The organism is Lentzea aerocolonigenes (genome assembly GCF_000955955.1).
Classification (GTDB): Bacteria; Actinomycetota; Actinomycetes; order Mycobacteriales; family Pseudonocardiaceae; genus Lentzea; species Lentzea aerocolonigenes_A.
On record NZ_JYJG01000512.1, the window covers coordinates 1 to 12,341 of the forward strand.

General features: G+C 71.5%; 5 protein-coding genes. 3 read left to right on the top strand and 2 right to left on the bottom strand.

Features of this window, described 5'->3' with window-relative positions:
* A partial coding sequence (locus tag UK23_RS45330) for an elongation factor G (protein ID WP_045318042.1) occupies window positions 1-1,700 on the bottom strand: 1,700 nt, incomplete at its 3' end.
* Between the two features lie 252 nt (window positions 1,701-1,952).
* Between UK23_RS45330 and UK23_RS45335 the strand changes: the two genes are divergently transcribed.
* Window positions 1,953-3,185, top strand: a complete 1,233-nt coding sequence (locus UK23_RS45335) for a helix-turn-helix domain-containing protein (RefSeq protein ID WP_045318043.1) — start codon at window positions 1,953-1,955, stop codon at window positions 3,183-3,185.
* A gap of 26 nt (window positions 3,186-3,211) precedes the next feature.
* On the opposite strand, the gene UK23_RS45340 is transcribed toward UK23_RS45335, so the two are convergent.
* Complete coding sequence (locus tag UK23_RS45340) at window positions 3,212-4,255, bottom strand: prenyltransferase/squalene oxidase repeat-containing protein (RefSeq protein ID WP_045318044.1); 1,044 nt, start codon at window positions 4,253-4,255, stop codon at window positions 3,212-3,214.
* A 479-nt stretch (window positions 4,256-4,734) separates the two neighbouring features.
* Here UK23_RS45340 and UK23_RS45345 point away from each other — a divergent pair, with 479 nt between their 5' ends.
* A complete protein-coding gene (locus UK23_RS45345; RefSeq protein ID WP_052685629.1) occupies window positions 4,735-5,985 on the top strand; it encodes an MFS transporter in 1,251 nt (416 codons plus the stop codon).
* Window positions 5,948-12,341: type I polyketide synthase (locus UK23_RS45350; protein WP_045318045.1), on the top strand; the 6,394-nt coding region annotated here is incomplete at its 3' end. The genes UK23_RS45345 and UK23_RS45350, both read left to right, overlap by 38 nt.

The window sequence follows — 12,341 nt, forward strand, 5'->3', positions numbered from 1 at the left end:
GAGATGTGTATAAGAGACAGCCGGTGGATCGGCTCGTGCACGACCGTGCCGGCCCTGTGCAGCGCGTCCATCAGCACCAGTGGTGTGAGGTGCTTGAAGTCCCCTGCCGTGCTGGACATGCTCTTGTCGAACGTGCCGTGCGCGTGACTCTGCCGCGCCCAGTACCCGGAGTGCGTCATCACGACCACGCAGTCGGGCACCTCCCAGCCGTGCAGTCCCTGCCGCAACGCCTCGCGGGCGGACTCCTCGACCGCGGTGAAGAAGGCGAGCGGCATCGAGCCCAGTTCGACCTCCAGCCGGAACTCCACGCCCGTTCCCGGTGGTGCCGGCTCGAGGCGCAGTCCCACCGTGGCGAGGAACGGGTTGGTGTCCGTGCCGATGTGCTCGGCCGCGCACCCGTTGCCCATCAGGCGTTCCACGCAGATCGTGGTGGTCTCGCGGAACTCGACGCCGACGCCGTACTCGTCCGCGAGCGTCGCCTCGACGACCTCCTTCTGCACCTCGCCGTAGAGCGAAAGGGCGAACTCGCCGCGCACGTCGTCCTGCCGGACGTCGATCAGCGGATCCTGCTCGGCGAGCTGGGTGAGAGCGTGATGCAGCAAGGCTTTCCGCGCGGGTACCTTGGGCACGACGACGGTCTCCAGCGTGGGCGGCGCGAACCGGGCCTCGGTGCCTTCGCGGGGAACACCGATCGCGTCCCCGACGCGCACACCGGTGAGCCCCCGCAGCGTGCCGATCCGCCCGGCGGGCAGTTCCTGCGCCCGGACTGCGCGTCCCTGGTCGAAGACCTCGATCGCGGTCACCCTGCCCGCGCCGGGCAGCCGGTCGCGCACGCGCAGCGTGCCACCGAACAACCTGGCGTAGGCGATCTTCGCGTCCGCGGGCCCGCGCTCCACTTTGAACACCTTGCCGGACAGCGGTCCGGCCGGGTCGGGTGGCGCGGACGGCAGCAGTTCGGTGATGCCGGCGACGAGGTCGGTGATGCCGGCGCCGGTGATCGCCGAGCCGAAGAAGGCCGGCATGACGGCGAGCGCGGCGGTCTGGGCGGCGAGTTCGCGGTGCAGCACTGGATAGGCGGGCACCGCGTCGCCGACGTACGCGGCGAGCAGCGCGTCGTCGTGCTCGGCCAGCCGTTCGGCGAGCCGGTGCGCGGTACCGGGCCGGGTGGGGTCGTGCGGGGTGAAGCGGGCGGCCGAGGTGCCCTGTGCGGCAACGGTTCCCATCGCGACCGCGGTCCCGCCCAGCCTGCGGTGGACATCACGCAGCACGGCGACGCAGTCCGCGCCCCTGCGGTCGATCTTGTTCACGAAGAGCAGCACCGGGATGCCCAGGCGCCGCAACGTCCGCGCCAGGATCCTGGTCTGCGCCTGCACCCCCTCGACCGCGGAGATCACCAGCACGGCGCCGTCCAGGACGGTCAGCACGCGCTCCACCTCGGCGATGAAGTCGGGGTGGCCCGGTGTGTCGATCAGGTTGACCGTGACGTCCCCGAGCGCGAACGAGGCGACGGCCGACCGGATCGTGATGCCCCGGCTGCGTTCCAGCGCCAGCGTGTCGGTCTGCGTGTCACCCCGGTCGACGCTGCCGATCTCGTCGATGACGCCCGCGGTGTGCAGGAGCCGTTCGGTCAGGCTGGTCTTGCCCGCGTCAACGTGCGCGAGCACGCCCAGGTTGAGGGTCTTCGGCCCGGTGTTCGACAAGCGACAGGTCCTTCCGGAGGGTGGTGTTCGGTTCCTGGATGGACTTTCCTGCCGTCATCACGCACCTCTTCGTGTCCTCTGGGGTACCCGTCCTGGCAAGGCTCCCACACCCCCTGGAAGCAGGCACTCCGATTTCGCGTTCAGCGCCGCCACACGTGGTCTTCTTGTGGCGTTGCGAACAGGTATTTGCCACACGGGGGCAATCCGGTCAAAATGTGTGCCGTGATCGCGCGTACCCGAAAGGAAGGGTTTATGCTGACGCAACCTGATTTCGGGATGAGACTGCGGGCGCTGAGGCTCGAACGCGGCCTTTCCCAGGTCGCCCTCGCCGAAGGCAGCATGTCCACCGGCTACCTGTCCCGCCTGGAGTCCGGTGCACGTCCGCCGACTGAGCGCGTGGTGGAGCAGCTGGCCAGGAAACTGGGTGTGCCCATCTCGGCCTTCGAGGCGACGGACGAGGCGCCGTCGCTCGCCCACCTGCTCGCCGCCGCCACCTCGGCGTCCGACGACGAGCTGGTCGACAGTCTGGCCGATGCGCTGCAGGGCGACGCCAAGATGGACCCCGCCCTGCGTTGGCAGGCCCTGTGGCTGCTCGCCAGGGCGCGGGGCAACCAGGGCCGGCACCAGCAGGAGTTCGAGCTGCTCACCGAGCTGTGCGAGCTGAGCGACGAGCTGAGGACCCCGGCGCTGCGGGTCCGCGCCCGCACCCGGCTGTCGATGTGCGCCCGCCTGCTCGGTGACGCCGTGTCCGCCCGCCGGCACGCCGCCGAGGCGCTGAGCCTGGCGGACGGCCTGTCGATCACGGACCGCGCCGCCGCGCTGCACGCGATCGTCTCCGCGGAGGCGGAGTCCGGCAGGTTGCAGGACGCGCGGGTGCACGCGGACGAGCTGATCGGCCTGACCGAGCAGACCGGTGGCACCGCGCACATCGAGGCGCTGTGGGCGGCGGCGACCGTCCGGGTCCGGCAGAACGACTACGCCGAGGCCCAGGTGCTGCTCGAACGCGCGCTGCGGGAGCTGCACGGCCAGGACGACCTCATGCTGTGGCTGCGGTTGCGCCTCGCGGCCGCGTCGCTCTACCTGCAGATCACCCCGGCCCTCACCGACCGGGCCCGCACGCGTCTGGACGAGGTCGAGGCCGTCGTCGTGCTCATGGGCACCGAACTGCAGAAGCAGCAGCTGCTCACGCTGCGCGCCCATCTGGCGTTCGAGGAAGGGCGGGTGGACGACGCCCGCGCGTTGTGCGCCGAGCTGGACGATCAGCAGCTTCAGCTGTCGTTCCGCGACATGATCCGCTTCCAGGCGCTGCGGGCGCAGCTGCAGATCCTGGCGGGACAGCAGGCGGAAGGCGTGCAGGCGATGCAGGAGCTCGCGGCGCAGGTGCAGGAGTCGCTGAACGTCGAGCTCGCCGCGGACATCTGGCGCGGTCTGGCGAAGGTGCTGGCAGGCACGTACGGGAGCAAGGAGGGTGACGGGGCGCGCTGAGGGCGCCGCGTCACCCTCCTCAGTGCTCATTCGCGCTCGTCGTCGGCGAGCGCGAACACCGCGTCGGCGAGGAACTTCGTGGCCCAGCTGGGGAAGGCGAGCGGTTCGAAGGCGCCGGACAGCGGCCAGGACCCCGGCAGCGCGCCGACCGCCGCGGGCTCGACGGGTTGCCGCAGTTGCAGGTCGGCCAGCAGGTCGACGACCGCGGCGCAGCGGGCGCGCAGACCGTCGTTCCCGGTGCGGCGGGCGATGTCCAGCCACACCGTGACCATCTGCGCGTCACCGGTCAGGCAGGCGTAGCCGGCCGTTGACGTGAAGCCCGGCCCGATCTCGCCGGGCAGCAGCGGGTCGAGCGGTGACACCAGCCCTGCCAGCCGTTCGGCGCACGCCGTCGCCGCCGCCACCGCCTGTTCACCGAGGTCGCCGAGCTCGTCCCCGATGACGTCGGCGGTGCGCAGCAGGCCGCGCAGCGCGTAACCGATCGTGTGTGTCCACGGAGTGAGGTTCGCGTCGAACGCCATGCCGTCGATCCAGCCGTCCGGCTGGACTCTGGTGAGCGTCCAGCGCAGCGACCGCTCCACGGTCCGCAGCAGCTCCGGGTCGCCGGTCTCGCGCCAGACCTCGGCCACCGCCCACGTCACGCGGGTGGAATAGGTGTTCGGGTATCCGAAGTGCGAGAGCCACGCGCCGTCCGGCCGCTGGGCGCGGCACAGCCACTGCGCCGCCTGCCCGGCGGAGTCGAGCGCCGCCGTGCGGTCGTGGCCGGAGCGCGCCAGTGCGATCTGGCCGAGGACGATCTGGCCGACGTCGAAGACCACGGGCTCGCCGTCCACCCCCATGCCGCCGGGAAAGGCGCCGTCCGCGTGCTGGAGCAGCCGCAGCCAGTCGCCGATCTCGACGGCGCGGCCGGCGAGCGGTGGCCGGTCCAGCTCCTGTGCCGCTCGCAGCATCGTCGGGACGAGGTAGCCGCTGATCTCCGGATAGGTCTGCTGCCAGCCGTGATTGAGCTCGTAACCGGCTGAAACACCCTTGTGGCCGGTCGCGTCGTGCGCTGCCTCTACCCAGTTCATCGCGAATTCAATCACGTCTCGGAGAGATTGCCGCATAGTGCCCCCTGCGTACTAGTAGCTCTTGTCAGCTTGGATGACCCGGCTGTGGTCGGCAAGCATCTTGGCAAACTTTGCCAAGATTGGCACAGTGTTGCCACCGGCTGTTGGAAGATTTCGTTCCGGGGGTTTCCCGATGGTAACGGTCCGGCTATGGTGGATTGCGGAAGGTGAGCTTCCCCCGGGTGCAGAGGCTCGGAATCGCACTGTGAATCAGTGTGTAACCGCTGGTGGGGACGGGTACAGAGGTAACGGGATCTGCCGTCCGGGCATGTGCACCGCGATGACCTGGGGTGGGGTAACGCGCAAAGACAAACACATGGGGGGCGTACCGCTATGCCGGTATTCACCGCTATACCCGGTGGCGTCGATGTCGCCGGTGTGGGGATTGCTCGACGGAAATCACGTAGGTCGGGCGACGGCACGGACATCGACTGGCCGAAGTGATCTTCACCGCGGCTCCGGGCGCCTTTCGGCAGGTGCTCGCCGCCTACGCGGTGTCCTGTTATGGCAACTACCTGAACCTGATCGCATTGGGCCTGTTCACCCTGCGGGTGACCGGAAGCCCGTTCGGGCTGGGCGCGCTGATGGCCGCCCGGCTGCTGGCCGGAGTGGTGATGGGCCTGGCAGCGGGTGCACTGGTGAGCAGGCTGGACCGGCGCAAGCTGATGATCACCACCGACGTCGTCCAGGCCGGCGCCATGACGACAACGGCGGTGCTGGCTTTCACCGCTGCGAACGCGGTCGTCCCGCTGGCCGTTTCGATGGTCCTGCTCGGAGCGGGCAACACGCTCTTCACCGTCGCACTGCGCAGCAGTGTGCCGGGTCTCGCCGGTGACGCCGGACCAGCCGGGCTGAACGGCCTGCTGGTGACGGCCAGGTCGATCGCCACTGTGCTGGGATTCGCCTCGGCGGGATTCGTGGTCGGTGCCTGGGGATTCGGTATCGCGTTCGCGCTCAACGGCCTCACCTTCGTGTTCTCCGCTCTCGTCCTGGCGCGGGTGAGGTTCGAGCCGGATGCGGGCCGGGTGGTGAAGGCGTCCCGGCCGCGTACCTCCGTCTTGCCGGAGGTGTTCGGATCGCTGGTGGTCGTGATGGTGGTGGTGCGAGGGCTCGACGCGTTCGGATCGGCCTCGCACAACGTGGCGTTGCCCGTGCAGGCGGCATCCGTCGCTCCCGCGGCGCCTTCCGCGTATCTGAGCTGGTTCTGGGCGGCGTGGGCGGTGGGCGGGCTGATGGCGCACCCGCTGTCGCGGTGGCTGGTGCCGCGGGTACGCGCGGACCTGGTGTTCCCCGTGGCGACCGCGGTCATGTCGGTGGCGTTCGTGCTGACCTTCTGCGGGTGGCAGGCGCCGATCACCGCCGCCGTCGCGCTGGTCGCCGGAATCGCGGACGGCGTCGGGGAGATCGCGTTCACGACACGGTTGCAGGCAGAGCCGGAAGACCGCAGGGGCCACCTGTTCGGGCTCGCCGCCACGGCCGAGACCACCGGGTTCGGCGTGGGGATGGTGACCAGCGCTGCGGTGCTGGAGGTGCTGCCCGCGCCCGCGGTGGTCGGCCTGTTCCACAGCTGCGCGCTGGTCGCGGCGGTGGTTCTGCTGAGTCGGGTGACTTTCCGGCGGCCGCGCGCCGCCGAGGAGAACGAGGAGCGAACTGATGGGGTACTACCGAGGAGCCGCGCTCGAGCTGACTGACGACGACCCGCGTTCGGTGGCCGCGGCGCTGCTGACCGCGGCGGAACGCGCACCCGGCCGTGGTGTGACCGCGGTGGACCGTGCCGGGGTGAGCACCTTCGTGTCGTATCCGGAGCTGCTCGACCGTGCCCGCCGCATCCTCACCGGTCTGCGCGCCCGTGGCGTCGGGACGGGCGACCCCGTGGTGCTCGCGGGCCTCGCGCTGCCCGACTTCTTCGCGGCGTTCTGGGCGTGCGTGCTCGGTGGCGCGGTGCCCGCCGCGATCGCGGAACCCCCTGTACCGGGTTCACCCGCGGCCGCCCGGCTCGCCCACACCGCGGAGCTCCTCCGCGACCCGCTTGTCTTGTCCGATGTGGACAGTTGGCTGGAGCTGCCGCCGTCCGCCGAGGTCGCCGAGCGCGCGGACGACGACGTGGTGCTGCTGATGCTGTCGTCGGGCAGCACGGGTGCACCGAAGGCGGCGGAGCTGACACAACGCGCACTCGTGCGGTTCGCCGCGAGCAGCAGGCGGGTGCTCGACCTGAGGCAGGACGAGGTCACCCTGAACTGGCTGCCGCTGGACCACAGCGGCGCGTTCCTGCTGTACCACGTGCTGGAGGTGTTCGCGGGGGTCACCAACGTGCACGTCGCCACCGAGCACGTGCTGGGAGATCCCGCGCGCTGGCCCGCCCTGGTCGCCGAGCACCGCGCGCAGCACACCTGGGCTCCGACGTTCGCGCTGCAGCTGGTGGCGGACGCGCCGACCGGCGACTGGGACCTCTCCGGTGTCCGCACCGTCGTGTGCGGCGGCGAACAGGTGCTCCTGCCGGTGGTGGAACGCTTCCTGGACGCGCTGGCGCCGTGCGGCCTCGACCGGGACGTCCTCATGCCGGTGTGGGGCATGGCGGAGACGACGACTGCCATCACCTTCGGCGGGCTGACCGCGCACGTGCTGCGGAAGTCGTCGCTGGGCGGCGAGTTGCAGGCGGCGGACGACGACGTCCCGTCGAGGGAACGCGTGACGTTCGTGTCCGTCGGCACCCCGGCGCACGAGGCAGAGGTGCAGGTCGTCGGCGACGACGGCGCGGTGCTGGGGGAGCGGCGCATCGGCAGGCTGCGGATCCGCTCGCCGCGCGTCAGTCCCGGCTACGTCAACGGCGAGCGGCTGCCGGCGGACGGCTGGCTCGACACGGGCGACCTCGCGTTCCTCGCCGATGGCGAGGTGGTCATCACCGGCCGGGCCAAGGACGTCATCATCGTCAACGGGCACAACCACTTCGCGCACGAGATTGAGGCGGTCGCGACCACCGTGGACGGGGTCGCGGCCGGGTCGGTCGCCGCGTGCGGCGTGCCGGACGAGACCACCGGCAGCGAGGCGGTGGCGGTCTTCTTCGTCAGCGGCGGCGACGACGAGCGGATCGCGGCCGAGATCCGCAAGGCGGTCCACACGCGCCTGCGGCTGATGCTCGCCCACGTCGTTCCCGTTGCTGCGCAGGCGTTCCCACGCACACCGGCCGGAAAGGTGCAACGCGCCGCGTTGCGCGACAGGCTCCGGACGCGCAGTGTCGCCGATGTCGTGGCGTCGGTGGCCGGTACCCCCGTCGATGCCCGCACGCCGTTCTACGACGCGGGGTTGAGCTCGGTGATGATCGTGCGGATCGCCGAGGCCCTGACGCGGGAACTGGGGCTGCAGGTCGCGGCCACCACGCTGTTCGAGCACCCGACCGTGGCGGAGCTGAGCGCACATCTGGCCAAGGGGTCGTCCACTGGGACGGCGCCACCGGTGCAGGAACGCCCGGCGGACACCAGGATCGCGATCGTCGGCATGGCCGCGCGCCTGCCGGGTGCCGCGTCGGTCGGCGAGTTCTGGGCGAACCTCCGCGCGGGTGTGGACAGCACGACCACCTTCCCCGGCGGCGCGATGGGCGTGCTCGACGACGTCGACTGCTTCGACGTGGAGTTCTTCGGCACCACCGGCCGCGAGGCCGAGCTGACCGATCCCGCACACCGGTTGTTCCTGCAGTGCTGCTACCACGCGCTGGAGGACGCAGGCCGCGCGGCACCGGACCCCGGCGTGCGGATCGGCGTGTTCGCGGGTACCGGCATGAACCTGTTCGCCCGGCCGGGAATGCGGGCGGGCGTGGACGACGGCGACCCGGCGGCGGCCGCGCAGGCGACGATCGGCCACCAGCCCGACTTCCTCGCCACGCGCGTCGCCTACCGCCTCGGCCTCACCGGACCGGCGATCGGCGTGCAGACGGCGTGCTCGACATCGCTCGTCGCGGTGCACCTCGCGGTCCGCGCGCTCCTCGACGACGAAGCCGACCTGGCGCTGGCGGGAGCGGCGGCGGTGCACGTGCCACAGCGACCGGTGCCGGGCTCGGTGCTGTCCCCGTCGGGACGCTGCCGCCCGTTCGACGCGGCGGCGGACGGCACGGTGGGCGGCAACGGCGTCGCCGCGGTGGTGCTGAAACGGCTCGACCGCGCGCTGGCGGACGGGGACACCGTCCACGCTGTGATCCTCGGTTCCGCGGTCAACAACGACGGCGCGGGCAAAGCTGGCTTCGCGGCCCCAGGCCTGCAGGGTCAGGTCGACGTCGTGCGTGCCGCGCTGCGCCGCGCCGGTGTGCCCGGTGACTCCCTGTCGTACGTGGAGGCGCACGGCACCGGCACCGCGCTCGGCGACCCCGTCGAGTTCAAGGCCCTGACGAGGGCACTGGACAGCCCGAGGCGCGGCTTCTGCACCCTGGGTTCGGTCAAGGCGAACGTAGGCCACCTCGACTCCTGCGCCGGCCTGGCCGGCCTGATCAAGACGGCGCTCATGCTGCGCGAACGCGAGTTGGTGCCGATGCTCGGGTTCACCACGCCCAACCCCGCGCTGGGCCTCGCGGACAGCCCGTTCGTCGTCGGCACGTCCCTGCGGCCCTGGCGGTCCGGCACGACTCCCCGCCGAGCCGGCGTGAGCGCGCTCGGCGTCGGCGGCACCAACGCGCACGTGGTGCTGGAGGAACCTCCTGCGCGCACCACGAATCCCGCCGCGGGCCCAGCGCTCGTGCCGTTGTCCGCGCACGACGAACAGCGTCTGCGTGCCGTGGTGGACAGCTTCCGCGAGTGGGCCTCGACCTCCACCGCGGACGTGGCGGACGTCGCGCTCAGCACCGCACTCGGCCGCCCGCACCTGCCGCGCCGCGCGTTCGCCGTGGGCGCCTCGACCGGTGAGCTGAAGCCGGTGAGCACGACCGCGGAGCCGCTCGGTGACGTGGTGTTCGCGTTCTCCGGTCAGGGCGGTGCGCACCGGGGCATGGCGAAGTCGCTGTACGCGCGGTTCCCCGTCGTGCGCTCGGTGATCGACGAATGCGACGCCGCGCTGCCCGGCTCGGCCGACCTGTTGCTGACACCGGGAGAGTGGCCGCCTGGCGCCGCCCAACCGGCGCTCTACGCGTTCGAGGTGGCACTGGCACGGCAGTGGGAGGCGTTCGGCGTGCGTCCGGCGCTGGTGACGGGCCACAGCCTGGGTGACTACGCCGCACTGACCGTCGCGGGCGCGCTGACGCTGACGGAGGGGGTCCGGCTGGTCGCCGCGCGGGGCGAGGAGATGCAGCGCTGTGCGCCCGGCGCCATGATCGCCTGCTCGGCCTCGTCCGCGGTGGCAGAGGAGATCGCCGCACTCAGCGGAACCGAGATCGCCGCCGTGAACGGCGCCGGCGACCACGTCCTCGCCGGCACACCCGACGCGGTGCGGCACGCAGGAGAACTCCTTGCTGCTTCCGGTGTCCGGCACCAGCTCCTGCGGGTGGACCGGGCGTTCCACACGTCGTTGCTGGACCCCGTGCTCACCTCACTCCGGTCGCTCGCCGCCGAGGTGCACTGGCACCCGCTGGCCATTCCGTTCGTCAGCGGTCTCGACGGCGCCGTGCACGCGGCCGGCTGGCGCCCGGACGCGGACCACCTGGTGCGTCAGGCTCGTCAGCCCGTGCGGTTCGACCTCGTTCTGTCCACTGTGGAAGGAATGGACGCGGTCGAGATGGGACCGGGCGCGGTGCTCACCGCACTGGCCGGCGACCGCTGGCACGCGAGCCAGCGGATCCCCGGCGCCGAGGGACTGCTCACCGCGCTGGGGGAGCTGTACGTGCGGGGAGCCGACGTCCGCTGGCAGGCGGTGGTCTCCGGCGGTGGCCGGATCCCGCTGCCGGGGACCCCGCTGGCCCGCACCCGGTTCCCGGTGGGGCCGCGCGAGCCCGTTGCCGGCCGGACCACGACCGTGCCGGTCTCCGGCCGCGAAGCCGACGTCCAGCGGGTGGTGGCGAAGGTGCTGGGCGCCGCGTCGGTGCCCGCGGACGTCTCGTTCTTCGACCTGGGCGCGGATTCGCTCGCGTTGATGAGCCTCAGCCGGGAGATCGAGCTCGCCCTGGGGACGCGGGTGCCGGTCCGGGTGTTGTCGGCCGAGGCCGACACGTGCCGCAAGGTGGCGGGCCTTCTTCCGCCGGTGCCTGGTGTTCCGGAGCCGGTGCCGGATGGCCCGGACCCGGAAGCGCCGGACGCGGTGCCTGCCGCGGAGGACGCGTCGGTGCGCGAGGTGGTGGAACGTCAGCTGCGCCTGGGCGAACAGCTCGTGGATCTGATGGAACGCCAGCTGGCTGTCCTGACCGGCAACGGCCGGCCGGAGGCCGAGGTGGAGATCCCCCGGCCCAGGGCGGAAACCGCGCCGGAGCCGGTACCCGCGTCGCAGTCGGTACCCGCGCCGACCGTCGTTCCCGCGGCCGGCCGGACCGTCGCGCCACCGGCACCGACCGTCGTCCCCGCAGAGCCCGGCACCGCCGTCCTGGCCCCACCGGCGACGAACCCCACCACCTCGCCACCCGCCACCCCCACCCGCCAGTGCGACTTCAGCCTCTACTTCTTCGGCGACTACGCCAACGACCAGGCGACCGGCAAGTACCGGATCATCACCGAGGCCGCGGAGTTCGGCGACCGTCACGGCTTCCACGCGGTGTGGCTGCCGGAGCGGCACTTCCACTCGTTCGGCGCCCTGTTCCCGAACCCGTCGGTCCTCGCCGCCGCGCTGGCGTCGCGGACCAGCCGGATCCGGTTGCACGCCGGGTCGGTGGTGCTGCCGCTGCACCACCCGGTGCGGGTGGCGGAGGAGTGGTCGGTCGTGGACAACCTGTCCGGTGGGCGGGCGGGGCTGTGTGTCGCGAGCGGGTGGCACGCAGACGACTTCGCGCTCGCGCCGCAGAACTTCGGCGCGCACAGGGAGTTGATGTACGAGCAGCTCGACACGGTGCGGCGGCTGTGGCGAGGGGAGGCGGTGCCCGCCAGGTCGGGGACCGGTGAGGCGATCGAGGTGTCGTTGCACCCGCGGCCGGTGCAGGAGGCGCCGCCGATGTTCGTGGCCGTGCTGGGCAACCCGGACAGTTACCGGCGGGCCGCCGAGCAGAACCTCGGTGTCGTCACGAACCTGATGGCGCAGACGGTGGAGGAGCTGAAGGCGAACATCGCGCGGTACCGGCGGATTCGGGCCGAGTGCGGGTTCGCGCCGGAGGAGGGGCGCGTGGTGGTCATGGTGCACACGTTCCTCGGCGCGGACGCGGAGGAGGCACGGGCGGAGGCGTTCCGGCCGTTCTGCGCCTACCTGCGGTCGTCGCTGGCGTTGCTGGACCAGGTCACGAACAGCCTCGGCTTCGAGGTCGATCTCGAACGGACGTCAGAAGAGGACCTCGAGTTCGTGCTGGGGCGGGCTTATGAGAGGTACTGCGCCGGCCGTGCGTTGATCGGCAGTGAGGAGACCGCGGCCGGGGTGGTGGCCGGGCTGCTCGACGCGGGTGCGGACGAGATCGCGTGCTTCGTGGACTTCGGTGTGCCCGCTGATCGGGTGCTGGCGGCGTTGCCCGCGCTCGACAGGCTGCGCGCGCGGTTCGTGACGAGGCAGCTGACTCCCTCGCAGCGGCGGATCTGGGTGCTGGAACAGATGTCGCCCGGCCGCACCACCTACCACGAACCGAAGGTGGTGCGGCTCGACGGACCACTGGACGTGCCGAGGTTGACGGACGCGGTGCGGGCCGCGGTCCTGAACCAGGAGTCGTTGCGCACGGTGTTCCGCGACGACGGCGGCGAACCGCATCGCGTCGTCCTGTCCACAATGGACATCGAGTGTCCGTTGCTGGACTTCACCGGTGCGGACGAGGACGACGCGATCGCCGCGCTGATGGCGACGGAGGGCAAGGAGGTGTTCGACCTCGCCGAGGGGCCGTTGCTGCTCGTGCGGCTGGTGCGGCTCGCGGCCGACCGGCACCTGCTGTTCCTGGTGGCGCACCACATCGTGTTCGACTCCTCGTCGACGTCGGTGCTGGTGCGGGAGGTCGCGGCCCACTACCGGG

Excerpts from the sequence above, each read along its gene's own strand:
- UK23_RS45335 (WP_045318043.1), top strand. The coding sequence starts at position 1,953 with ATGCTGACGCAACCTGATTTCGGGATGAGACTGCGGGCGCTGAGGCTC.
- UK23_RS45340 (WP_045318044.1), bottom strand. The coding sequence starts at position 4,255 with ATGAACTGGGTAGAGGCAGCGCACGACGCGACCGGCCACAAGGGTGTT.